Origin of the sequence: Actinoplanes missouriensis 431, from assembly GCF_000284295.1 — a bacterium.
Classification (GTDB): Bacteria; Actinomycetota; Actinomycetes; order Mycobacteriales; family Micromonosporaceae; genus Actinoplanes; species Actinoplanes missouriensis.
Genome location: NC_017093.1, coordinates 3,929,028 through 3,953,213 on the forward strand (window position 1 = coordinate 3,929,028; position 24,186 = coordinate 3,953,213).

At 70.1% G+C, this 24,186-nt stretch carries 20 protein-coding genes; 12 read left to right on the forward strand and 8 right to left on the reverse strand.

Annotated features, from left to right (window positions below):
• A complete protein-coding gene (locus AMIS_RS18465) occupies positions 1 to 1,029 on the reverse strand; it encodes an autoinducer 2 ABC transporter substrate-binding protein (RefSeq protein ID WP_041829881.1) in 1,029 nt (342 codons plus the stop codon).
• 144 nt (positions 1,030 to 1,173) lie between these two features.
• On the opposite strand from AMIS_RS18465, the gene AMIS_RS42755 reads away from it, so the two are divergent.
• Positions 1,174 to 1,335 (forward strand): hypothetical protein, encoded by a 162-nt coding sequence (locus tag AMIS_RS42755; RefSeq protein WP_157434924.1) that lies wholly within the window; start codon positions 1,174 to 1,176, stop codon positions 1,333 to 1,335.
• Between the two features lie 81 nt (positions 1,336 to 1,416).
• Here the strand turns inward: AMIS_RS42755 and AMIS_RS42760 are convergent, their stop codons facing one another.
• From AMIS_RS42760 to AMIS_RS18480, 3 genes are all read right to left on the reverse strand, one after another.
• Entirely contained in the window at positions 1,417 to 2,412 is a 996-nt protein-coding gene (locus AMIS_RS42760; protein WP_157434925.1) for a DUF3618 domain-containing protein, read from the reverse strand.
• On the reverse strand, positions 2,409 to 2,828 hold the full coding sequence (locus tag AMIS_RS18475; protein WP_014443867.1) for a phage holin family protein: 420 nt from the start codon (positions 2,826 to 2,828) through the stop codon (positions 2,409 to 2,411). The genes AMIS_RS42760 and AMIS_RS18475 overlap by 4 nt, the downstream gene beginning before the upstream one ends.
• A gap of 675 nt (positions 2,829 to 3,503) precedes the next feature.
• Positions 3,504 to 4,295, reverse strand: a complete 792-nt coding sequence (locus AMIS_RS18480; RefSeq protein WP_014443868.1) for an inositol monophosphatase family protein — start codon at positions 4,293 to 4,295, stop codon at positions 3,504 to 3,506.
• 788 nt (positions 4,296 to 5,083) lie between these two features.
• Here AMIS_RS18480 and AMIS_RS18485 point away from each other — a divergent pair.
• Positions 5,084 to 6,727, forward strand: a complete 1,644-nt coding sequence (locus AMIS_RS18485) for a serine/threonine-protein kinase (RefSeq protein WP_014443869.1) — start codon at positions 5,084 to 5,086, stop codon at positions 6,725 to 6,727.
• Positions 6,728 to 6,998: 271 nt separating this feature from the next.
• Here AMIS_RS18485 and AMIS_RS18490 read toward each other — a convergent pair whose 3' ends face one another.
• Positions 6,999 to 7,565 carry a Uma2 family endonuclease gene (locus AMIS_RS18490; RefSeq protein WP_041829882.1) on the reverse strand — a complete coding sequence of 189 codons (567 nt, stop codon included), beginning with the start codon at positions 7,563 to 7,565 and terminating at the stop codon, positions 6,999 to 7,001.
• Positions 7,566 to 7,622: 57 nt separating this feature from the next.
• Complete coding sequence (locus tag AMIS_RS18495; RefSeq protein ID WP_231859339.1) at positions 7,623 to 8,969, reverse strand: aminotransferase class I/II-fold pyridoxal phosphate-dependent enzyme; 1,347 nt, start codon at positions 8,967 to 8,969, stop codon at positions 7,623 to 7,625.
• A gap of 44 nt (positions 8,970 to 9,013) precedes the next feature.
• Here AMIS_RS18495 and AMIS_RS18500 point away from each other — a divergent pair, with 44 nt between their 5' ends.
• The 8 genes from AMIS_RS18500 (at position 9,014) to AMIS_RS18535 (ending at position 19,185) form a co-directional block, all read left to right on the forward strand.
• Positions 9,014 to 10,504, forward strand: a complete 1,491-nt coding sequence (locus AMIS_RS18500) for a CoA-acylating methylmalonate-semialdehyde dehydrogenase (RefSeq protein ID WP_041829883.1) — start codon at positions 9,014 to 9,016, stop codon at positions 10,502 to 10,504.
• A gap of 10 nt (positions 10,505 to 10,514) precedes the next feature.
• The gene (locus AMIS_RS18505; RefSeq protein ID WP_014443873.1) at positions 10,515 to 11,852 is read left to right on the forward strand and encodes an aspartate aminotransferase family protein; all 1,338 of its coding nucleotides are present in this window, start codon (positions 10,515 to 10,517) and stop codon (positions 11,850 to 11,852) included.
• A 138-nt stretch (positions 11,853 to 11,990) separates the two neighbouring features.
• Positions 11,991 to 13,442, forward strand: coding sequence for a gamma-aminobutyraldehyde dehydrogenase (locus tag AMIS_RS18510; RefSeq protein WP_014443874.1), 1,452 nt, complete (start codon positions 11,991 to 11,993; stop codon positions 13,440 to 13,442).
• Between the two features lie 47 nt (positions 13,443 to 13,489).
• Positions 13,490 to 14,647, forward strand: coding sequence for an ABC transporter ATP-binding protein (locus AMIS_RS18515; protein ID WP_014443875.1), 1,158 nt, complete (start codon positions 13,490 to 13,492; stop codon positions 14,645 to 14,647).
• Between the two features lie 44 nt (positions 14,648 to 14,691).
• On the forward strand, positions 14,692 to 15,903 hold the full coding sequence (locus AMIS_RS18520; RefSeq protein ID WP_014443876.1) for a polyamine ABC transporter substrate-binding protein: 1,212 nt from the start codon (positions 14,692 to 14,694) through the stop codon (positions 15,901 to 15,903).
• 3 nt (positions 15,904 to 15,906) lie between these two features.
• Complete coding sequence (locus AMIS_RS18525; RefSeq protein WP_014443877.1) at positions 15,907 to 16,770, forward strand: ABC transporter permease; 864 nt, start codon at positions 15,907 to 15,909, stop codon at positions 16,768 to 16,770.
• A complete protein-coding gene (locus AMIS_RS18530; RefSeq protein ID WP_014443878.1) occupies positions 16,767 to 17,618 on the forward strand; it encodes an ABC transporter permease in 852 nt (283 codons plus the stop codon). Before AMIS_RS18525 ends, AMIS_RS18530 begins: the two co-directional genes overlap by 4 nt.
• 187 nt (positions 17,619 to 17,805) lie before the next feature.
• Positions 17,806 to 19,185 (forward strand): aspartate aminotransferase family protein, encoded by a 1,380-nt coding sequence (locus AMIS_RS18535; RefSeq protein WP_041831003.1) that lies wholly within the window; start codon positions 17,806 to 17,808, stop codon positions 19,183 to 19,185.
• 28 nt (positions 19,186 to 19,213) lie between these two features.
• On the opposite strand, the gene AMIS_RS18540 is transcribed toward AMIS_RS18535, so the two are convergent.
• The gene (locus AMIS_RS18540; RefSeq protein ID WP_014443880.1) at positions 19,214 to 19,762 is read right to left on the reverse strand and encodes a hypothetical protein; all 549 of its coding nucleotides are present in this window, start codon (positions 19,760 to 19,762) and stop codon (positions 19,214 to 19,216) included.
• 152 nt (positions 19,763 to 19,914) lie between these two features.
• Between AMIS_RS18540 and AMIS_RS18545 the strand changes: the two genes are divergently transcribed.
• A complete protein-coding gene (locus tag AMIS_RS18545) occupies positions 19,915 to 20,337 on the forward strand; it encodes a response regulator (protein WP_041829886.1) in 423 nt (140 codons plus the stop codon).
• Between the two features lie 97 nt (positions 20,338 to 20,434).
• Positions 20,435 to 22,555 carry an ATP-binding protein gene (locus tag AMIS_RS18550; RefSeq protein ID WP_014443882.1) on the forward strand — a complete coding sequence of 707 codons (2,121 nt, stop codon included), beginning with the start codon at positions 20,435 to 20,437 and terminating at the stop codon, positions 22,553 to 22,555.
• A 352-nt stretch (positions 22,556 to 22,907) separates the two neighbouring features.
• Here the strand turns inward: AMIS_RS18550 and AMIS_RS18555 are convergent, their stop codons facing one another.
• On the reverse strand, positions 22,908 to 24,185 hold the full coding sequence (locus tag AMIS_RS18555; protein WP_014443883.1) for an NAD(P)/FAD-dependent oxidoreductase: 1,278 nt from the start codon (positions 24,183 to 24,185) through the stop codon (positions 22,908 to 22,910).
• Between the last annotated feature and the right edge of the window lies 1 nt (position 24,186).

The window sequence follows — 24,186 nt, forward strand, 5'->3', positions numbered from 1 at the left end:
TCAGTAGTTGAACTGGTCGACGTTCTTGTCGGTGATCGCGAGCGCCGGGCCGAGGAGCAGCATCTTGTCGGCCTCGGTGTAGGCGACCGCGGACAGGTCGCTGGAGACGTTGTTGGTGGCCGCGAACGGCTTGCCCTGCGCGAGCTGCGCGCCGGCCCACGCGGTCAGGTAGCCCAGGTTCTCCACGTCCCAGAGGATCGCGGCGGTCGACGACTTGTCGGTCAGGTACGGCTTCATCGACTGCGGCGTGCCCAGGCCCACCGTGAAGACCTTGCCGATCTTGCCGGCGTCCTTGACCGCCTGCGCCACACCCGGCGCGGACGAGGTGCACTCGCCGACCAGGCCGGTCAGGTCCGGGTGCGCGTTCATCAGGTCGGTCGCCATCTGCGTCGCCTTCGCCTGGTCCTCACCGGCGTAGACGATGTCGACGATCTCGGCCTCCGGGTACTTCTCCTTCGTGTACGCCTTCTGCACCTCGATCCAGGAGTTCAGGTTCTCGGCGGTCTGGCCGCAGGAGACGATCGCGTACTTGCCCTTGCCGCCCATCGCGGTGAGCAGCGAGTCGGTGAGGCCCTGGCCGATGCCCTCGGCGGTCGCCTGGTTCACGAACACCTCGCGGACGCTGGACGGCGCGTCGGTGTCGGCGGTCGCCACGTGGATGCCGGCGTCCTTGGCCTGCTGCAGCAGCGGCGCCATGCTGTCCGGGTCGTTCGGCGCCACGATCAGCGCGTCGACCTTCTGCTGGATGTAGGAGCGGACGATGTCGGCCTGCGCGGCCGCGTCCGCCTGGGTCGGACCCTGGTAGAGCCACTCGACGTTGCCGAGCGCGGCGGCCGCCTCCTTGCCGCCGGCGTTCATCGCCTCGAAGTAGGGGACACCCTGAAGCTTCGGGACGAAGGCGACCTTGTATGTTTTGTCGCCGCTCGCGTCGCCGCCGGCGGCAGTGTCGTCGTTCTTTTTGGTGCACCCGGTGAGAGCCAGTGCGGCAGTCGCGGTGAGCGCGACGGCGGCAGTGAACCGAGGACGCATGACGCCTCCAATGAAGGACATTCTTGAAACGTTCTAGCTGGGGTGTGACTCACGTTACGATCCTGTTAGAGCTGGGTCAAGAGTTGAGTGCGGATGCGCTTGGAACCTGTGATGTCCGCGTGACGAGCCGAGCTCAGGGGATGGGTGAGACGTTTCAAAGAATGGGTGTCCGGCACCGGCTTCTCGGCGCTGCTCCCGCGCTGGCTCCCGGCGCTGCTCCCGCGCTGGCTCCCGGCGCCGCACCCCGGGCTGGCTCCCGGCGCTGTTTTCCGCGTTGGCTCCCGGCGCTGGGCCGGGCAGCACTGAGCCCCAGCCGGTCTTGCTTCGGCTGGGGCTCACGAGACGTTGCGACTCGGCGTGCCTTGACGACTAGCGCGGTTTGACGACTCAGCGTGCCTTCCGGATCAGCACCACACCGGCTGCCGCGGCAGCGACCGCGGCGCCGAGCAGAGCGTACCGCTGCGGTTCCGCACCCACCCTCCGCGGAACCGATCCGATCGCCGCCCGCGCCTGCTCGGCCGCCTCGGCGACGCCTTCGGCAACGTGTGTGCTGGTCTCGGCGGCCCCCTGGCGCACCCGGCCGGGCACGTCCGCCTTCGCGGCCAGGGCCGCGGCGGTCTCGCCCATCTCGGTCCGGGTCCGTGCGATCTCGTCCTTCAATTCCCGGGTACGGCGGGAAGGGTCCCCCTCGTCACCGGCGGAGTCCCGGGCCGTGTCGCGGGCCGTGTCCCGCTTGCCGTCCGCGCCGCTGCCGTCGCTGCCGGCCTTGCCGTCCGCGCCGCTGCCGGTCTTGCTGTCCGCGCCGTTGCCGGTCTTGCTGTCCGCGCCGTTGCCGGTCTTGCTGTCCGCGCCGTTGCCAGTCTTGCCGTCGGCGCCGCTGCCGGCCTTGGTGTCGGCTGTCGTCTTCGGGAGCGGCGTGGAACCCGTCGTCCCGATCTTCGCGGGTTCGGCGGGCTTCCCGGTCGTAGCCGCCGATGCCGTGGCGCCACCCTTGGCGGCCTCGGTCACGGGCTCCGGTTTGGCTGCCGCGGTGGTGTCCGTTTCCGGTTTGCCAGGGGCGCCTGCGGTGGCCGTACCCAGGGAAGTGGGGTTGGCCGGTTTGCGGCCGGTTCCCGGTGGGGCGTCGCCGCGGGCCGGCTTCGCGGGACCCGGACCGGTCCGATTCTGATTAGGCGGCGGCGCCGGCTTGGGGCCGCCCGGCTTGGAACTGTGCTGCTTCGCGTTCCGCCCCTGCGCCGGACGCGCGGTGGCGTTCACGCTCCCGGACCCGGCCGGCCGCGGCGACGGCTTGCCACTCGCGGCGGGCGGATTCGACGACGCGCCGTGCGTGGGTGTCGGCGTCCCCGGACTGTGCTGCCGCGAACCCGGCTTGTCGTCGCTCATGAGTGCCTCCCGTTACGGGCCGCCGTCATCAGCGCGTCGACGTCCCGGCGGCCGCTCTCCATCGCCTGCTCCGGCGACGGTGGCACGGCCTGCTGCACCTCTTTCTTCCCGATCAGCGCGGCGACCCCGGCGCCCGCGAAGAGCACCACCGTCACGATCAGGGCGGCCGCCCACACCGGCATGACCAGCGCGAGCGCGGCGCCGATGGTGACGAACAGGGCACCGAGGCCGTATGCCGCGATCACCCCGGCCCCGCCGAGCAGCCCCGCGCCCTTGCCGGCCTTCTTGCCCTTCTCGACCATCTCGATGCGGGCGAGAGCGAGCTCGTCCCGGACCAGCGTGGTCACCTGTTCGCTGAGCCGGCTGACCAGTTCAGCGGTAGACGCCTGTTCGGTTCGTGCGTCTGTGTGGGTCATCGTCCCCTCCGTCCTGCACGTTTCTCCCGGCAGTTGACGTACCCCTGCGAATCCCGACTAATCGCCCTTGCCCTGGTCAGAGGGGTCGCTGCGCTGGGGTGATCGTTATCGGGGGGCGGTCAGCCTAGATTCCTAGGATGCTCAGGGGTGATCCGGAGCCCAGCCCGAGACGGCCAGCGGCGTGGATGGGGCCACACGGAACATCGGCGCCGCTTGGATGGGGTCACACGGAAGGCCGGTGCCGCATCGATGGGGCCACACGCAACGCCTGCGTGGCGATCCATCAACGCCAGAGCAGGGACGAGAGCACACGAACCGTTTCGGTGTGACTTCATCACGGCCGGCGTGAACGTCGGTGCGCCGCCGCCCCCACGCCACACCGCATCATGAGCCGCCACCCGGACACAAGCCCACCGTGACCCACCGTGACCCGCCTTGTCGCTCACCACCCGAACTGGAGATCAACTGAGGCTGAGTGGCATTGCGGCTCCCCGAGCCGTAGCCGGGGCAGGCTGGACCGGCGTGATCACCGTGTTCGGCTACGGCCCGGATTCGCGAGCCGTCGCTGGGGCAGGCTGGACCGGTGTGATCACCGTGTTCGGCTCCGGCCCGGGCTCGCGAGCCGTCGCTGGCGCAGGCTATACCGGCTTGATCACCGCCCAGATGCACTGCCTGTCAGGCGGCGGGGGACCAGGAAGCGATCACGAGGTCGCGGAGTTCGGCGTGGGTCGCGGCGTCGGCGGCCACCAGCAGGCCGCCCGGTCCGGTGTGCAAGGGCTGGCCCTGAACGCCGGTGACCACGCAGCCGGCCGCCTCGCAGATCGCGATGGCGGCGGCGAAGTGGACGCTCTCCCGCACGCTGCCGTAGGTCACGTAGGACGCCCGCTGACCCGTCGCCACCCACACCAGCGCGAGCGTCGTCGAGAGGACCCGGGGCCGGAACCGTTCGGTGAACCCGGGCGCGGACAGCAGGCGCGCGGGGTGACTGTCGAACGGCGGGTCCAGGTTCACGTCGACCAGCGCGGAATCGGGGGAGGGGGTCAGGGGGTGGTCGTGGCGGTCACGGCGTACCCGGGAAAATTGTCCTCCGGTCCAGAAGGTCTCGCCGGTGAAGGGGTCGGCTGATGCGGCCGCGCGGGCGGAGCCGGCGTCGTGGAGGGCTACGTTGACGGCTACCAGTGGGTTGCGGGCCGCGTAGTTGAGGATTCCGCACAGCGGGTCCACCAGCCAGCGCCGGCGGGCGGCCGCGGGGCCGGTTGATCCGCTCTCCTCGCCGGTGATCGCGTCGTCGGGGCGGTGTTCGCGCAGCACGGCGAGGATCGCCTGCTCGGCGGCGATGTCCGCCTCGGTCGCGAAGTCGCCGCCGCCCTTGTCGACCCGGCCGAGCGCATTGCCGTAACGCGCCCGCACGACGGCGGCTCCCGCCTCGGCAGCGGCAATGGCGACTTCATGATCATCAATAGGCATGCCGCCACCGTAAACACGCCCGTCAATCCCGTCGGTGGATGCTGCTTGGCGGCGCGCCAACCGCAGTGTGTGGCTTCGGGGGTGCGGAGCGTGCCTGAAGTCGACGCGCTCGCGTGGTGCGGGGGGCGTCCGGCTTGAGGTGCGGGTGGATCTCTGGGCGGGGCGGTTTTGGTGTCGGCGGGGCGGGCGGCACAATGAGCAACGCGGCAGGGGCAGCAACCTAGAGTCCTAGGATGGCCTAAGGGCTGTGCGGGGCGTCTCGGGCAGCCCGGCGACGGTCGATGCGGCGAGTTCGGAAAGAATCAGCCCGCGCCGGTAGTGGCAGCGTCGGGCCGGTGCCGTGCGGGCGATCAGCCGTAACCGGGCCGAGCATGAGCGGGATGTGCACTGGGCAGGTTTGGACGGGCCGGTGTGCACGGGGCCGGTGTGCACGGGTGGGAGCGCGCACGTGCGCAGAGCGGGACGGCGCGGGCAGGCTCAGGCGACGACGGCCTGAACGGGGAAAGGCCCGGGCGGCGCTCATCGCCCTGGCAGCACGGGCAGGGCGGGCAGAAACAGGCAGGGCAGGAACGGGCACGGCGGGCGGGAACGGGCACGGCGGGCAAGAACAGGTAAGGCGGGCGCGCGTCGCCCGGGCAGGAACGGGCGGAAGCGGGCGGGATGCTGCCCGGTGGAGTGACTAGCGGGCCGGGGACGGTCCGGGCGGGCGGGGCCATGGACGGCCTGCGACACGCGGGCCGTGGGCGGCCTACGTTGGGGACGCTCGCGGAAAGGGTAAGACGGAACCTATGCCCGATGCGCCGACGATCCTTGCCGGACGGTACCGGCTGGGCGAACTGCTGGGTCGTGGCGGTATGGGCGCGGTGCGCCTGGCCCGCGACGAGACGCTGGAACGCGATGTCGCGATCAAGGAGATCGACCAGCCGCCCGGTGAGGAGGGTGGCGCCGCGGCGCGGCGGACCCTGCGGGAGGCGCGCGCGGCGGCCCGGCTCAGCCATCCGGCGGTGGTTCAGGTGTACGACGTTCTGCAGCTGGACGGGCGCACCTGGATCGTCATGGAGTACGTGCCGTCCCGCTCGCTGAAGCAGGTGATCAGCGAGGACGGTCCGGTGGATCCGGGACGTGCCGCGCGGATCGGGCTGGAGCTGCTCGGGGCGCTGCGGGCCGCGCACCGCAACGGCGTGGAGCACCGGGACGTGAAGCCGGCGAACGTGCTGCTCGCCGACGACGGGCGGGTGATGCTGACCGACTTCGGCATCGCTGCCATGGACGACGACTCGGTGATCAGCCGGTCCGACGTGGTGGTGGGCTCGCCGCACTTCATGGCGCCGGAACGCGCCCGGCTCGGTGTCAGCGGGCCGGAGGCGGACCTGTGGTCGCTGGGCGCGACGCTGTACGCGGCGGTGGAGGGCCACTCGCCGTACGAGCGGTCGTCGACGATGGCCACGCTGACCGCTCTCGCCACCGAGGAGCCGGAGCCGCCCGCGCATGCCGGGCCGCTGCGGCCGGTGCTCGACGGGCTGCTCCGCAAGGATCCGAAGCAGCGGATCGGGATCGAGGAGGCCGAGCGCCTGATCCGGGCGAGTGTCGAGGAGACGGGAGCTCTACCCGTACCCACGGAGGAGGAAGCGCGACCGGCGACGGCCTCGCGCATACCCGCTCAGCGCACCGCGCCTCTGCCCGGTGAGGTGCCGGATGACGTGCGCCGGCGCAATCCGCGGTTGCTGGCGGCGCTCGCCGCTGTGGTGCTGGTGGCGCTGGCCGGGCTGGCGTTCGTGCTGACCCGGCCGGACGCGGAGAACACGGCGCAGCGGGATCCGCAGCCGAGCACGACGACCACGACCACGACGGGTGCGCAGGGCGCGAACCCGCCGGCCGCGACAGGTGGCGCCACGACCACCGCGGTGCCGTCGGCGAGCAGCGCGCCGGCGTCCGCCTCCCCGTCACCGTCGGCGGCGTCCTCGGCGAGCAGCAGCGCGGCGGGTGGGCGTCCGCAGCTTCCCGCGGGGTGGAAGAACTACACGGATGCGACGGGTTTCTCCGTGTACGTGCCGGAGGGCTGGAAGAAGTCGGAACGCGGGACGATGGTGTACTTCCGCGGGGACGGCCGGGTTCTCGGCATCGACCAGACCGACGAGCCGAAGTCGAACCCGGTGAAGGATTGGGAGAACCAGTCGCAGTACCGGGTGTCGCGCGGCGACTTCCCGAACTACGACGAGATCAAGATCGACCCGGTGAAGTACTTCCGCAAGGCGGCGGACTGGGAGTTCACGTTCACCCGGAGCGGCACGCGGGTGCACGTCAACAACCGGGGTGCGGTCGTGGCGGACGACAAGGCGTATGGCTTCTACTGGGAGACCAAGGACTCGGAGTGGAACGCGGCCCGCAAGGACCTGCAGCTGGTCTTCGACAGCTTCGTCCCGGCGAAGTGAGTCAACGGCCGAGCAGACCGGTGGTGTTTATCGAAAGCGGGAAGGCTGATCCGAGCTCAGGGTCTCGCCGGATTCCGCGGTCGCATGCGGGTGGTAGCGGCCGCCGGTCAATCGGAAGAGATCCGACCCGACGATGCTGTCTGCCCCAGGCGGATGGGCCGACCCACAACGCGCCCTCGATGAGGTCGACCCGGCTGACCGTTTCGCCGAGCGCCAGGTACTCCTCCGCAGTCCAGAGCATCGGATGATCCAGCGGGGAGAACGACATCGCTCAGAGGTCCAGAAGGTTGTCGACATCGATCGTCGCCGGAAACGGCTCGGTAAGGATCAGGCTCGTTCCACTGGTCGCTACCGCGTCCTCGAGGTACTTGTCACCGTCCAGACGGAACAGCCTCAGGGTGAGCGACTCGTAGTCGGCCATGTCGGGTTCGATCAGCAGGTACCACTCGATCTTCGCGGCAGCGTAGAGCTCCTTCTTCAACAGCCGGTCCGTCGCTGCGTTGCCCGGTGAGGTGATCTCGCTGACCAGCAGGACATCGGAGGCCTCGGCGACCGTGATGACCCGGGGGCCTCGGGTGACGATGAGGTCGGGGCGGAGGATGCGACCCGGTGCCAGGCGGACGTCGAGGTCCTGTCGCACCCGAAGGCCGGCGGGTCGTGCCGTGGGTCGGAGTGCCTCGCGGAGTTGACCGCTGATGTCCTGGTGCGGTCCGTTGGCTGAGGGGGTCACCCAGAGGCTCCCATCGACGAGCTCGATCCGGCTGTTGGTCTCGCCGAGCGCGAAGTAATCCTCCTCGGTCCACGGCCCGGGGTGATCCAGCAGCGTTTCCTCGCTCATAGGCAGAGTGTCGCATGCGCTCATGCCCACGACCGTCTCACGACTAGATGGCGTGGGTCAACGGGGGATTCCCGGGGTTGCCGCTCGGGCGGCGCGTGCGAGCTGGGCGGACACCTCCTCGTGGCCGTCCGCCACCAGGCCCACTGTCACCCTCAGGTGGGGCTCGGCGGCCGGGCCGACCGCGAACGCCGTGCCCGCCGCCGCGCCGATGCCCGCGGTCGCGAGGCTCAGCAGCGCGGCCTGTTCGTCCTGGACCGGCAGCCAGACGTTCAGGCCCTCGCCGGGCGGCAGCGTGATGCCGTGGGCGGCCAGGCCGGAGGTGATCAGGTGGCGCCGGCGGGCGTACTCGTCGCGGGCGGCCCGGACCGCCCGGACCGAGGCCGGGTCGGTGAGCAGGGAGAGCAGCAGGTGTTGCAGCAGGCGGCTGGTCCAGCCCTGGCCGAGCAGCCGGCGTTCCAGGATCGGGTCGAGGACGGTTGCCGGGCCGCTGACGGCCGCGAGCCGCAGGTCCGGGCCGTGTGACTTGGAGAAGCTGCGGACGTGGACGACCTGGCGGGGCAGGTGCGCGCCGAGCGAGCGGAGCGGTCCGGCGGACAGGTCGCCCGCGGAGTCGTCCTCCACGACGTACACCTGGGGGTGGCCGGAGAGGACCGCCGCGAGTGCGTGGGCCCGCGAGGGTGACCACGACGCGCCGGTGGGGTTGAGGGCGCGTGGTTGCAGGAAGACGGCGGCCGGGCGGCGGGCGAGGGCCGCGCCGAGTTGGTCCGGGAGCATGCCGCTGGCGTCCGTGCCGACGCCGATCACGGAGACGCCGAGGACTTCGAGCAGGTCCAGCAGGGGCGGGAAGCAGGGGTTCTCCACCACCGCGAGGTCACCGAGGCGCAGCAGGGCGGAGGCGACCTGGTCGACGGCGTCCATCGCGCCGTCGAAGACCGCAAGACGATCGATCGGGTACGGCCACCGCTCCCGCAGAAGCGTGCCCAGCTCCGGCAGCACCGGCTCGTCGAGATAGCTGGTCGGCGCGGGGGAGAGCCCGTGCAGGGCGGGGATCGGCGGCAGCAGCGCCGGATCGGGCACCCCGGTGGAGAGGTCGAGGCCGAACCCGGACGTGCCGCGCAGCGCCGCGCGGTAGCGGCCGGGACCGCCGGTGCCGGCCGTGGCGACGACCGTGCCGCGCCTGCCGTCCGTCCGGATGGTGCCGGAGCGGCGCAGCAGCTGCCAGGCTGCGTTGACCGTGCTGGGGGAGAGGTGCAGCTCGGCGGCGACCCGGCGGACCGGGGGGAGTTTGACGCCGGGGGCGAGGGCGCCGTCGCCGACGGCTCGGCTTACCGCTTCCGCGAGGCCGCGGGCGCTGGGATCGAGCAGGCGTTCCATCACCGCGTTGAGCACTTTGTGACAGTACATTTCAAGCATTGTTCGGTCCAGGGTCGTCACATAATCTCTGGCCCATGAGTCACATTGCGCACTGGGTCAGCGGTTCGGAAACGCCGGGGACGTCCGGCCGGGTGGGACCGGTCTTCAACCCGGCCACGGGCGAGCAGATCGCCACGGTCGACCTCGCCTCGAAGGCGGAGGTCGACGCGGTCGTCGCGGTGGCCGCCGCGGCCGCGAAACAGTGGCGGGCGGCGTCGCTGTCGAAGCGCTCGGCCGTCCTCTTCAAGTTCCGCGAGCTGCTCGCGGCGCACTCCGGCGAGCTGGCGAGGATCGTCACCACCGAGCACGGCAAGGTGCTCGCCGACGCGGCCGGGGAGATCGCCCGCGGCCTGGAGAACGTCGAGTTCGCCACCGGCATCCCGAACCTGATGAAGGGCAGCTTCTCGGAGCAGGCCGCGACCGGCGTGGACGTGTACTCGATCCGCCAGCCGCTCGGTGTGGTCGCCGGCATCACCCCGTTCAACTTCCCGGCGATGGTGCCGCTCTGGATGTGCGCCACCGCGATCGCCGCGGGCAACGCGTTCGTGCTCAAGCCGAGCGAGAAGGACCCGTCGGCGTCGCTCTTCCTGGCCCGGCTCTGGAAGGAGGCCGGCCTGCCGGACGGCGTCTTCAACGTGGTGCACGGCGACAAGGAGGCGGTCGACGCGATCCTGCTGAACCCGGAGATCGCCGCGGTCAGTTTCGTCGGCTCCACCCCGATCGCGAAGTACATCTACGAGACCGGCACCGCACAGGGCAAGCGGGTGCAGGCCCTCGGCGGCGCGAAGAACCACATGATCGTGCTGCCGGACGCCGAGCTGGACGCGGCGGCGGACGCGGCGATCAGCGCGGGATACGGCGCCGCCGGTGAGCGGTGCATGGCGATCTCGGTGGTGGTGGCCGTGGGGGACATCGCGGATCCGCTGGTGGACGCCATCGCGGCCCGTATCCCGAAGATCAAGATCGGCGACGGGGCGGACCCGGCGTCGGAGATGGGTCCGCTGATCAGCGCGCAGCACCGGGACAAGGTCGCGGGTTACGTGGCGGCAGGCGCATCCGAAGGTGCCACGGTCGTCGCGGACGGCCGCGAAACCACCGACATTTCGGACAAGGGCTTCTTCCTCGGCGCCACCCTGCTCGACAACGTCACCCCGGAGATGACCGTCTACACCGACGAGATCTTCGGCCCGGTGCTCAGCGTGGTCCGCGTCGGCACCTACGCCGAGGCCGTCCAGCTGGTCAACGACAACGAGTACGGCAACGGCACCGCGATCTTCACGCGGGACGGCGGCGCGGCCCGGCAGTTCCAGTTCGACGTCAACGCCGGCATGGTCGGCGTGAACGTCCCGATCCCGGTGCCGGTCGCCTACTACTCGTTCGGCGGCTGGAAGGCGTCGCTCTTCGGCGACACCCACATGTACGGCCCGGACGGCATCCACTTCTTCACCCGCAGCAAGGTCGTCACGTCGCGCTGGCCCGACCCGGGGACTTCGTCGATCGACCTCGGCTTCCCGCAGACTCGATAAGGATCAGCACGTGACCAACGAGGCTCAGGTACGCGCGGACGACCGCGCCCACGTCTTCCACTCCTGGTCCGCTCAGGGCCTGATCGACCCGCTGCCGATCGAGAAGGCGCTGGGCAGCCACTTCTGGGACTACACCGGCAAGAAGTATCTGGACTTCTCGTCGCAGCTCGTCAACATCAACATCGGGCACCAGCACCCGCGGCTGGTCGCGGCCATCCAGGAGCAGGCCGCGAAGCTCTGCACGATCCAGCCGGCCTTCGCCAACGACAAGCGCGGCGAGGCGGCCCGGATGATCGCCGAGGTCGCGCCGGACGGCCTGAACAAGGTCTTCTTCACCAACGGCGGCGCCGAGGCCAACGAGAACGCGATCCGGATGGCCCGGCTGCACACCGGCCGCCACAAGGTGCTCTCCACCTACCGCAGCTATCATGGCTCGACCGCGACCGCGATCACCGCGACCGGCGACCCGCGGCGCTGGCCGAACGAGCCGGTCGCGATCGGGGTCGTGCACTTCTGGGGACCGTACCCGTACCGGTCGCCGTTCTTCTCCGCGAACGAGCAGCAGGAGTCCGAGCGCGCCCTGCAGCACCTGCGCGACACGATCGTCTTCGAGGGCCCGGGCACGATCGCCGCGATCCTGATCGAGACGGTGGTCGGGACGAACGGCATCCTGGTCCCGCCGCCCGGCTACCTGGCCGGCGTCCGGGCGATCTGCGACGAGTTCGGCATCGTCTTCATCGCCGACGAGGTGATGGCGGGCTTCGGCCGGTGCGGCGAGTGGTTCGCGATCGACAGGTGGGGCGTCACGCCGGACCTGATCACGTTCGCCAAGGGCGTGAACTCCGGGTACCTGCCGCTCGGTGGCGTGATCATCTCGGACGCGATCGCCGAGACGTTCCGGGAGCGGCCGTTCCCCGGTGGCCTGACCTACTCCGGTCACCCCCTCGCGGCGGCGTCCGCGGTGGCGAGCATGCAGATCTTCAAGGAGGAGGGGGTCATCGAGCACGCCCGGATGCTGGGCGAGGACGTGATCGGCCCGGCTCTCTCCGAGATCGCCGCGAAGCACCCGAGCGTGGGCGAGGTTCGCGGACTGGGCGTGTTCTGGGCGGTCGAGCTCGTCAAGAATGAGGACAAGACGCCACTTGTCCCGTTCAATGCGGCCGGAAAAGACGCGGCGCCCATGAACGCGGTCGCCGCCGCCTGCAAGGAACGCGGCCTCTGGCCCTTCGTCCACTTCAACCGGATCCACGTCGTGCCCCCGTGCACGACCAGCGTGGACGAGGTTCGGGAGGGCCTCGCGATCCTGGATGAGGCGCTGACCGCGGCGGATGGTTACACCACCGGGTGAACCCCGGATTACGTCGTCTGAACCGGGGTCAAAGTTCTGATTCCGTTTCAGGCTTGGAAATTACTTCGGATTCCCTTGCCCCTCAATGCACCGGTGTGGAATGGTCTCGCCAGTCGGAGGTGAGATCCCCGGCACACCATGAACCGGAAGGCTCCATCTTTCGTGAGTACCGTGCTGCGCAACTTCGTCGGCGGGTCCTACAGCGACACCGCCGACGGGATCACCACGCCGGTCATCGACCCCAGCACCGGGGAAGCCTACGCGCAGGCGCCGGTCTCCTCGCCACGGGACGTCGAGCGGGCGGTGGCCTCGGCCGCCGAGGGTTTCGAGGTGTGGCGGGACAGCACCCCCGCCGAGCGGCAGCGGGCGCTGCTGCGGATCGCGGACGCGGTCGAGGCGCGGGCCGAGGAGATCATCGCGGCCGAGTGCCGTAACACCGGCAAGCCGGTCGCGGCGACCCGCCAGGAGGAGATGGCGCCGATCCTGGACGAGCTGCGCTTCTTCGCCGGCGCGGCGCGCATCCTGGAGGGCAAGTCGGCGGGGGAGTACCTGCGCGACCACACCTCGTTCGTGCGGCGTGAGCCGATCGGCGTGGTCGCGCAGATCGCCCCCTGGAACTATCCGATGGTGATGGCCGTCTGGAAGTTCGCCCCGGCGATCGCGGCCGGCAACGCGGTGGTGCTCAAGCCGTCGGACACCACGCCGGTGAGCACGCTGCTGCTCGCCGAGATCGCCGCCGAGTTCCTGCCGCCGGGCGTGCTCAACGTGGTCTGCGGCGACCGGGACACCGGCCGCGCGCTGGTCGCGCACCCGACCCCGCAGCTGGTGTCGATCACCGGTTCCACCCGGGCCGGCATGGAGGTCGCCGCGTCGGCCGCGCCCGACCTGAAGAAGGTGCACCTGGAGCTCGGCGGCAAGGCGCCGGTCGTGGTCTTCGACGATGTCGACATCGAGGCCACCGCGGCCGCGATCGCCGGTGCCGGCTTCTTCAACGCCGGGCAGGACTGCACGGCGGCCACCCGGGTGCTGGTGCACGAGCGGATCGCCGCCGACTTCACCGCCGCCCTCGCGGCCGCGGCGAGGGCCACGAAGGCCGGTCCGCCGTCGGACACCGAGGCGTACTTCGGCCCGGTCAACAACGCGAACCAGCTGGACCGGGTCACCGGTTTCCTGGGCCGCACCCCGGATCACGCGGACGTGGTGGCCGGCGGCAACCGGATCGGTGACCGTGGGTACTTCCTCGAGCCGACCGTCGTGACCGGACTGCGCCAGCAGGATGAGATGATCCAGGACGAGATCTTCGGGCCGGTCATCACGGTGCAGAGTTTCACGGACGAGCAGCAGGCGGTCCGCTGGGCCAACGACGTCCGGTTCGGTCTCAGCGCCAGTGTCTGGACCCAGAACCACGGCCGGGCGATGCGGGTCTCCCGCCGGCTCGACTTCGGCGCGGTGTGGATCAACACGCACCTGCCGTTCGTCTCCGAGATGCCGCACGGCGGCTACGGTCACTCCGGTTACGGCAAGGACCTTTCCCTGTACGGCTTCGAGGAGTACACCCGGATCAAGCACGTCATGAGTTTCAACGGCTGATCCGGTCACCACCGATTCGATAAAACCGCCCCGCCTTGAGGTGATAGATGACCACTTCTCCCCCGCACCACGCCACGAGCGCGCCGACCGGCGACGGTCAGCGCGCCGGGCACCCGGCGATCGAGTTCGCCGGCGTGCGCAAGGACTACCTGTCGCACGGTGAGGCGGTGCCGGCCGTCAAGAGCCTGGACCTGGCGATCGGACAGGGGGAGTTCTTCTCGCTGCTCGGCCCCTCCGGCTGCGGCAAGACCACCACCATGCGGATGATCGCGGGCTTCGAGGAGCCCACCGCCGGCAAGGTGTTCCTGGACGGTCAGGACGTCACCGGCGTCGCGCCGAACAAGCGCGACGTCAACATGGTCTTCCAGTCGTACGCGCTCTTCCCGCACCTGAACGTGCTGCAGAACGTGGCGTTCGGGCTGGAGCGCAAGAAGGTGGCCAAGAGCGAGATCCGCCGGCGGGTCGGCGAGATCCTCGAGATCGTCTCGCTGACCGGGATGGAGAAGCGGCAGCCCAAGGAGATGTCCGGCGGCCAGCAGCAGCGTGTGGCGCTGGCCCGGGCGCTGGTGAACCACCCGCGGGCGCTGCTGCTCGACGAGCCGCTCGGCGCGCTCGACCTGAAACTGCGCCAGCAGATGCAGGTGGAGCTCAAGCGGATCCAGCGCGAGGTCGGCATCACCTTCGTCTACGTCACGCACGACCAGGGCGAGGCGCTGACGATGTCGGACCGGATCGCGGTCATGAACGGCGGCCTGATCGAGCAGCTGGGCTCGCCGCGGGCCATCTACGAGCGCCCGGCGAGCCGGTTCGTGGCCGGCTTCATCGGCACCTCCAATCTCATCGACGGCCAGGTCAGCTGGGTCGAGAACGGCCTCGGGGTGATCGACCTGGGGTCGGGGGAGCGGGTCCTGATGCCGCTGCCGGCGAGTGTGGCGGCCGGCCGGGCCATCGAGGTCTCGGTGCGCCCGGAGAAGATCGACCTGCACCGCTCGGCGCCGCACGCGCCCGGCCTCAGCGTCGTCTCCGGCACGGTCTCCGAGGTCGTCTACCACGGCACATCGACGAACTACACAGTGGCGACCACCGCTGGATCAGACTTCGTGGTGTTCGATCAGAATGCACACGATGCCGAGGACGTCGCCTCGCGCGGCGAGCGTGTCTTCCTCACCTGGGCCCCGCAGCACTCGTACCCGATCGGAGTCTGAAGTTGTTCCCCACCAATAAGCCGGACCCCTCCGTCCTCCGGGGCATGACGCAGCGGCGGTTCGGCCGCCGCGACGCGATGCGCCTCGGCGGGATGTCGGCGATGGGCGCTTTCCTCGCCGCGTGTGGCGTCGAGGGGCAGGGCAAGCCGCAGGCCAGCGTCGCCCCCGACGCGGTCGCCAAGTTCTGGAACGGCAAGGTCAAGAACGGCACCGTCGATTTCGCGAACTGGCCGCTCTACATGGACCCGAAGAGGCCGGAACTCAAGAAGTTCACCGCGAAGACCGGCATCAAGATCAACTCGTACGACGAGGTCATCCAGGAGATGGGGCCCTGGTTCGCCAAGGTCCAGCCGCAGCTGTCCGCCGGGCAGTCGATCGGCTACGACCTCATGGTGATCACCAACTCGATCCAGTTCGGCCAGTTCCGCGACGCCGGTTTCCTGGCGCCGCTGGACCACTCGAAGCTGCCGAACTACGTGGCGAACGCGGCGAAGTCGTACTCCCAGTCGGCCTACGACATGGGCAACGTCTTCAGCATCCCGTGGGCCTCCGGCATCACCGGCATCGCCTACGACGAGAAGAAGACCGGCCGGCCGATCACCAAGCTCGCCGACCTGTGGGACCCGGCGTTCAAGGGCAAGGTCGGCATGTTCCGCGACCTGCAGGAGCTCGGCAACTTCGGCCTGCTCGCGGCCGGTATCAAGCCCGGCGAGTCGGGCGAGGCCGAGTGGAAGAAGGCCGCCGCCAAGCTGCGCGAGCAGAAGGACGCCGGCATCGTCCGCCAGTACTACGACCAGACCTACATCGACGCGCTCGGCAAGGGCGAGGTCTGGATCACCCAGGCGTGGTCCGGTGACATCTTCCAGAAGAACGTCTCCGACGGCACGGACTTCAAGTTCGTGGTCCCCGAGGAGGGCGGCACGATCTGGACCGACAACATGACCATCCCGATCACGGCGGCCAACCCGGTCGACGCGATCACGCTGATGGACTTCTTCTACGAGGTGGAGAACGCCGCCACCCTCGCCGAGTACATCAACTACGTGTGCCCGGTGCCGGGCGCGCAGGCCGTGATGAAGAAGCACGCGGCCGAGGCCTCCGGCGAGGACAAGGAGTACCTGACCTCGGTGGCCGAGAGCCCGCTGGTCTTCCCGAGCGAGGCCGATTACGCGAAGCTGCACTATTACGTCGACTTCAACACGGCTGAGGAGCAGCAGGACTTCAGCAAGATCTTCGACCCGATCGTGCTGGGCTGAGCCATGGGCCGGGTAAAACGTACACTCGCGCCCTACCTGCTCGTGCTGCCCGGCGGGTTGTGGCTCCTGATGTTCTTCGCGGTGCCGATGGCCACCATGCTGTCGCTGTCGCTGCAGGAGGGCGACATCGTCAACGGGTACGTCTTCACGGGTCACTGGCAGACCTACGTCGAGGCGATCTCTGATTACCAGACCCAGTTGATCCGCTCGCTGGTGTACGGCGTCATCGCCACGATCATCCTGATCGTGCTGGCGTTCCCGGCCGCGTACTGGATCGCCTTCTACGGCGGCAAGCGGAAGGCGACCTATCTCTTCCTGCTGCTGTTGCCGTTCTTCGTCTCGTTCGTGCTGCGCACCATCTCGTGGCGGCTGATCCTGACCGACGACGGCTTCCTGCTCAGCCCGCTCAAGGACGTGGGTCTCCTCCCGGAGAACTTCCACATCCTCGGCACGTCGGCCGCGGTGATCGGCGGCCTGGTCTACAACTTCCTGCCCTTCATGGTGCTGCCGATCTACGTGGCCCTGGAGCGCATCGACCCGCGGGTGGTCGAGGCGGCGCGGGACCTGTACGCCACGCCGATCACCGCGTTCCGCAAGGTGATCCTCCCGCTCGCCCTGCCCGGCGTCTTCGCCGGCGTGCTGATGACGTTCATCCCGGTCAGCTCGGACTACGTGAACTCCGAGGTGCTGGGCAGCTCGTCGACCACGATGATCGGGCAGGTCATCCAGAGCCAGTACCTGTCCAGCTCCAACTATCCGACCGCCTCGGCGCTCTCCTTCACCCTGATGGCGGTGCTGCTGGTCGGCGTCTTCTCCTACGCCAGGGCGCTCGGCACCGAGGACGTCATGAAGGTGGCGACCCGATGACTCAGGTTTCGACGGCGACGCCCCTGGAAACACCGCCGACCCGGACGGTCACGGTCCGCAAGAGGTTCGGCGGGGTGCAGTTCATGCACGCCTACACCTGGCTGATCATCCTCTGGCTGGTCCTGCCGATCTTCGTGATGATCCTGTTCGGGTTCAACAACCCGAGCGGGCGCTACAACCAGACCTGGCAGGGCTTCACGCTGAAGTGGTATCGGGAGCTGTTCGCCCTCGACGACCTCACCTCGGCGCTGGTCCTGTCGCTGGTCATCGCGGTCGCCGCCTCGATCGTCTCGACGGCGCTCGGCACCGGCATCGGGTACGCGCTGGGCCGCTACCAGTTCCGCGGCTCCGGCAGCATGAACCTGATCATGTTCGCCACGATGAGCTCCCCGGAGCTGGTGATGGGCGCGTCGCTGCTGACGCTCTTCGTCTCGCTCGGCATCGGCCTGGGCCCGGTGACGATCACGATCGCGCACGTCATGTTCTCCATCTCGTTCGTCGCGACGGTGATCCGGGCCCGGGTGATCACCCTGGACCGGTCCATCGAGGAGGCAGCCGCCGATCTCGGCGCGAACGCGTGGACGACGTTCTGGAAGGTCACCTTCCCGATCATCCTGCCGGCGGTCTTCTCCGGCTTCATGCTCGCGTTCGCCCTCTCCGTGGACGACTTCGTGGTCACCAACTTCACCGCGGGCACCAGCATCACGTTCCCGCTGTGGATCTGGGGCGCCACCCGGGTCGGCCTCCCGCCGCAGGTCAACGTGATGGGCACGCTCATCTTCGCGACAGGCGTGCTGATCGCCGTGATCACCAACATCCGGTCCCGGCCGAAGAAGCAGAAGATCTGAGCGGTACTCGCGCGCAGGGAGGCGCCATCCGGCCGGGTGCCGGGTGGCGCCTTCCCGCATGGGTACGGTCCGAGCCGTCGCCCGGTCGAAACGGCGCGGAAATAGTGGTTGCTGGTCTTGTGCGCAACGGATTCCGTAGGCAGGATCACTTGTAACAGTAGTAACTAGTGGCGTGCAGGAGAACAACGTGACAGACCTACCAGCCGACGTGGACGCTCTCTCCGCGACCGCCCGTGACCACCTGTGGATGCACTTCACCCGCCTCTCCGCGTACCAGAACGCACCGGTGCCGGTGATCACCCGCGGCGACGGCTGCTATGTCTGGGACGCCACCGGGAAGCGCTACCTGGACGGTCTCTCCGCCCTGTTCGTCGTCCAGACCGGCCACGGCCGCCAGGAGCTCGCCGACGCCGCCGCGAAGCAGGCCGCCGAGCTGGCGTACTTCCCGATCTGGTCCTATGCGCACCCCAAGGCGATCGAGCTGGCCGGCCGGCTCGCCGACCTCGCCCCCGGCGACCTGAACCGGGTCTTCTTCACCACCGGTGGCTCGGAGGCCGTGGAGAGCGCCTGGAAGCTGGCCCGCTCCTACTTCAAGCGCGTCGGCAAGCCGCTGAAGACCAAGGTCATCTCTCGCGCGATCGCGTACCACGGCAGCTCGATGGGCGCCCTGTCGATCACCGGCATCCCGCCGTTCAAGCAGGACTTCGAGCCGCTGATCCCGAGCACCATGCGGGTGCCGAACACCAACTACTACCGGCGCCCCGACGAGAACATGACGCCGGAGCAGTTCGGCATCTGGGCCGCCGACCGCATCGCCGAGATGATCGAGTTCGAGGGCCCGGACACCGTCGCCGCCGTCTACCTGGAGCCGGTGCAGAACGCCGGCGGCTGCTTCCCGCCGCCGCCCGGGTACTTCCAGCGGGTCCGCGAGATCTGCGACCGCTACGACGTGCTGCTCGTCTCCGACGAGGTGATCTGCGCCTTCGGCCGACTCGGCGAGACCTTCGGCGCCGACAGGTACGGGTACCAGCCCGACATCATCACCGTCGCGAAGGGCCTGACCTCCGGGTACGTGCCGCTCGGCGCGATGATCGCCTCGGACCGCCTGGCCGAGCCGTTCCTGGACGGCGCCAACTGGTTCGCCCACGGCATCACCTACGGCGGCCACCCGGTCGGCGCCGCGGTCGCGCTCGCCAACCTGGACATCATGGAGCGTGAGGGTCTCAACCAGCACGTCACCACGAACAGCCCGCTGTTCCGCTCGCACCTGGAGAAACTGCTCGACCTGCCGATCGTCGGCGACGTCCGCGGCGACGGGTACTTCTTCGGCATCGAGCTGGTCAAGGACAAGGCCACCAAGGAGACGTTCGACGCCGACGAGTCGGAGCGGCTGCTGCGCGGCTTCCTGTCCGGCGCGCTGTTCGACGCGGGCCTCTACTGCCGCGCCGACGACCGGGGCGACCCGGTGATCCAGCTGGCCCCGCCGCTGACCGCGACCGAGACCCAGTTCGCCGAGATCGAGCAGATCATCCGCGGCGTGCTGGTCGAGGCGCAGAAGCTTCTCTGACCCCGTTTCCCCCGGAGCTCGCCGGTGACTACCCGTCGCCGGCGAGCTCTTTCATGATCTTCTCGACGTCGCCGCGCAGCATGTCGCGCATCTCCTGCTCGGTGGCCGACCAGCCGGCGGGCTCGGTCACGAAGCCCGAGTAGTGGTAGGAGAGAACCAGGGCGCCGTCGCGGACCACGTACTTGAACACGCTCAGGTCCTGCGGGCTCCACGGCTTGCTGTCGTCGTGCCAGCGCCTCAGATAGGCCGCCTCGCCGAGATCGTCCAGCTCGTCGACCGTACCGTCGGCGGTCTTGAATTGATCGAACTTGGTGGTGGCCGCCGCGGCGTCCGGGAACACCTCGGCGTAGAGCAGCAACGTGACGCTGCCGTTGGCATAGACCAGCTCACACTGCCCGTTGGCCGGGTCGGACGTCTGTTTCGGCGGCTCCGGGATGCGGGCCTGCACCTGGTTCTGCGCGATCAGCTCGCAGACGTCGCCCTCGATCCGGTAGTCCGGGGGATCGTCCGAGCAGCCCGCCAGCAGCGCAGACGCCAGCAGGAGCGTGATCACGGCACGGCGGGCGGTCGACGGCATGCCCGCGATCGTGGCACATGATCACCACTCGCGCGTCCCCTCGCTGGCTCGGCGGGGTCGTGATCGCGGTGAACGGGCAGAAATCCTGTATACCCGCCCGGCGCGTCGGGCGCAGGGGCATGCTGAGTTCAGGACCGTTTGATGGAGTCGAGATGCCCGTTTTGCTGATCGCCGAGGACGACGAGGACATCGCGCTGGTTCTGACCAGGGTGTTCAAGCGTGCCGGGATGACGGTGCTGCGTGCGGCGGACGGCCAGGCCGCGCTGGAGCTCATCGTGGAGCACCATCCGGACGTGGTCGTCACCGACCTGGGCATGCCCCGGATGGACGGCTGGGAGCTGATCGCCGCGGTCCGCTCCCGTCCCGAGGTGGCCGACACCCCGATCGCGATCCTCAGCGGTCACCTGCGCCCGGGCGACCCTCGGGCCGGCACCGCGCAGTGCTGCGCGATCCTGCTCAAGCCGTGCCCGAACGACCAGCTGCTCGCCACCGTGCGGGAGCTGCTCGCGATCGGCCCGCACGACCACGACAGCAGCGAGTCCCGCTGCCCAGCCGAAATGCCAGTTTCAGTCTGAGATAAGGGGGTATGCGAGTAGATGGCCCGCTGTCCGCGGGCCTTGCTCGGGCTCGCTCTCCGCGGGGCTTGCTCGGCTCGCTGAGAGCAGGCTGATCATGGTGATGCTGGACGCGGCGGTGCTCGCGAATCCGGTGCGGCTGCGGGCGGTGGAACGCGCTCTTCGCACCCTGCAGGGCCGGGCCGCGCGGGCCGACGACATCGCGCTGCTCGCCGCCCGCCTGCTCGACGCCCCGATGGCCGCCGTCACGCTGGTCGGCAACGACGAGGAGCACTTCCTCGGCATGCACGGGCTGCCCGAGGAGTTCCAGCAGACCCGGCGGGCGCCACTGGAGTACTCGGTCTGCAAGTACGTGGTCTGCGCCGACCATGTGATGCTCTCCCGGAACATGAGCGCCGAGCCCGACGAGGCGCTGCGCCATCACGCGATAGTCCGGGAGTACGGGATCCGCGCCTTCGTGAGCGTCCCGGTCCACAACGACGACGACCGGCCGATCGGCTCGGTCACCGTGCTGGACCGCCGCACCCGCGACTGGACCGGCGAGCAGGTCGACATGCTGGTGACGATCGCCGAAACCCTGATCGTCACCGCGCCGACCGCCGTCGCCGGGCTCGACGAGGGCGCGTTCCTCGGCGCGTTGCTGCAGAGCCTCGACGCCGGTGTGGTCGCCTGCGACGCGGCCGGCCGGGTGGTCTTCGCGAACCGGGCCATGCGGGAACTGCGCGGCCTGCCGCTGGACGGCCCGTTGCCCGACGACTACGAGGACAGCGCGGTCGCCGTGCTGACCACCCCCGACGAGCGGTCGATGCCGTGGGAGCAGACCCCGCTGATCCGTGCCCTGCACGGCGAAACGGTGATCAACGAGGACGTGCACGTGCACGTGCCGGGCCACCGCTGCCGGGTCTCGGCCACCACGGCCCGCCCGATCATCGGCGCCGGCGGCCGGCTCGTCGGCGCCGTCGCCGTCGCGCACGAGGCCACCGCGCTGCGCCGGGCCGAGAAGTTCCGGGCCTGCCACCTTGCCGTCGAACAGGTCCTGAAACGCTCCTGGTCGGCGGCCGAGGCGGCGCCCGACGTGCTGCGGGCGGTCACCGGCGCGCTGGGCTGGCCGGCCGCCGAGCTGTTCCTGGTCGACGACGCCACCGGCGTGCTGGAGGCGGTCGGCCACTGGGACGCCTCCGGATTCGACCCCGACGACTTCTTCGGGCACAGCCCGGTGCCCGGCGAGGGCATCACCGGGCGGGCCTGGCAGACCGGGCGGGCGATCTGGGTGCCGGACATCGCGCTCAGCCCCGAACTGCGCAGCGCCCACGAACGGGAACGGGTCGAGATCTGCCTGCGGCGTGGCGTGCGCACCGCCCTGGCCGTGCCGGTCCGCGACGGCGGGACGCTGTTCGGCGTGCTCACCTGCTACGCCGGCACCCAGGAGTACGAGCCCGACCTGCTCACCGTGCTGCTCGACGGGGTCGCCGCGCAGATCGGCGGCTTCGTCTCCCGGCGCCGCGCCCAGGAACTGAGCCGCCAGCTGGCCCGCGCCCAGAGCGACTTCGTCGACCTGGTCGGGCACGAGCTGCGCACCCCGCTCACCTCGATCACCGCGAACGCGACAATCCTCGCCGAGGAATCCGCCGGGCTCGACGCCGACGGCCGCCAGATGGCCACCGTGATCGCCCGCAACGCCGCCGCCCTGCAGCGCATCGCCGACACCCTGCTCGACCTGGCCGGCCTGGACTCCGGGCACCTCGGGCTCGACCTGCGCCGGGTCGACCTCGCCGCCCTGGTGGCCGAGGCGTGCACCCGCGCCCGCCGCGGCGCCGACCGCCTCACCCTGATCACCGAGCTACCCGCCGAACTGCACCTGCTCGCCGACCCGGAACGCCTCCGGCAGATGGCCGACGACCTGCTGTCGAACGCCGTCCGCTACAGCCCGCCCGGCGCCTCCGTGCACGTCACCGTACGGGCGGAGGGCCAGATGGCGAACCTGTGCATCACCGACACCGGCATCGGGACACCGGCCGATGAGCGGGCGCGCGTCTTCGACCGGTTCTACCGGGGGAGCAATGTGCGCCATCAGGGGACGACGGGGAGCGGTCTGGGGCTGAGCTTGGCGCGGGCGATCGTGCTGCTGCACGGCGGCACGATCCGCCTGGAGGAGAACCGTCCCACGGGAACGGTCGTCGACGTCCGCCTTCCCCTGGCCGGCCCACCCACCACCTGAAGTCACCGGCGGCTTTTCGCTCGCGCAGCCGGCTCCAGCCGCCGGCGCGATCCTGGCAGACCGGGCGATCCTGGCAGACCGGGCCTACCAGGGCGAGGCTTTTCGCCTTGATCAGTGCCGCAAGCCAAGCCCGAGCACACGGTGACCGCTGGGCATGGTGAGAGCACAGCGTGGTCGCCGGGGTGGGGGCACACGGTGGGCGCCGGGCGCGGTGAGAGGGCACCGTGGCCGGTGGTGGCGGGCCGCAGCTGGCGGATGTGCTGCGGCCGTGAGCGGGCGGGTGTGCTGCAGCCGCGAGCGAGCAAGCGGGCGGGCGGGAGAGGGCGGGTCCGGCGTCAGGCTGCTCTTCGTGTCAGGCCGCGGGTCGGCGGTCCCAGGCGTCCAGCAGCGCCGTTGCGCGCAACCCGACGTTGATGCCCAGCCAGCGGGCGGGCTCCGGCTCCCAGCGCCGCGAGCGGTGACCCACCCACGGCAGGCCGGTCCGCTCGGTCGACTCGCCGCGGATCAGGTCGGCGAGGGTACGCCCGCCGAGGTTGGCCGCCGCGACCCCGTCACCGACGTACCCGCCGGACCAGCCGATGCCGTCGCGCAGGCCGACCGACGGCATCCAGTCGCGGGGGATGCCGAGGGGGCCGCCCCAGCGGTACGCGATGGGCGGGTCGATGTCGAACAGCTCACCCAGGGTGCGCCGCAGCGCCTCGAAGACCTGCGGCACCCGGTCGTACTCGGGCCGGATCTTGGAGCCGAAGTGGTAGGGCGCGCCTCGCCCGCCGAAGGCGAGACGGTCGTCGGCCGTACGCTGGCCGTAGATGACCATGCGCCGTTCGTCGGTGAAGGTCTCCCGCCGGGCCAGGCCGACCCGTTCCCAGAACGCGGCCGGCAGCGGCTCGGTCGCGATCATCAGGCTGTAGACCGGCGCGAGCCGGCGGCGGTGCCCGGCCAGCGCGGCCGTGTATCCCTCCAGCGCGCGGACCACGGTGCCGGCGCGTACCGTGCCGTGGTCGGTGACGACCGTGCCGCGGCTGATCCGCAGCGCCCGGGTGCCCTCGTGGATCGTGACGCCGAGCCGCTCGGCGGCGGACGCCAGGCCGCGGGCCAGTTTCGCCGGGTGCAGCGCCGCGCAGTGCTCGCTGTAGATGCCGCCGAGCACGTCGTTGGCGCCGCAGATGGCCCGCGCCTCGTCCGCGCCGACGAAACCCGGCGCCGACCGGGCCCGCCGCAGCTGCGCCGGGCTGCGGACCAGCGAGATCGTGCCGCCCTTGGCGTAGTCGCAGTCGATGCCCTCGGCCGCGGCGACCCGGCCCACCTCGTCGACGGCGTCGCCGAGCGCGATGTGCATGGCCGCGGCCCGCTCGCCGCCGTACCGGCGGGCCAGTTTCTCCTCGGCGACCGGGAACAGCCCGGACGCCCAGCCGCCGTTGCGGCCGGACGCGCCGAACCCGCAGTACTCCGCCTCCAGCACGACGATCGACAGCGTGGGGTCGGCCTTCGCCAGGTAGTACGCGGTCCAGAGGCCGGTGTATCCGCCGCCGACGATCGCCACGTCCGCGGTGCGGTCACCGGGCAGGGCGGGGCGGCGGTCCAGTGGGCCGAGGGAGTCGAGCCAGAACGAGGGGCTGGTGGCGCTCAAT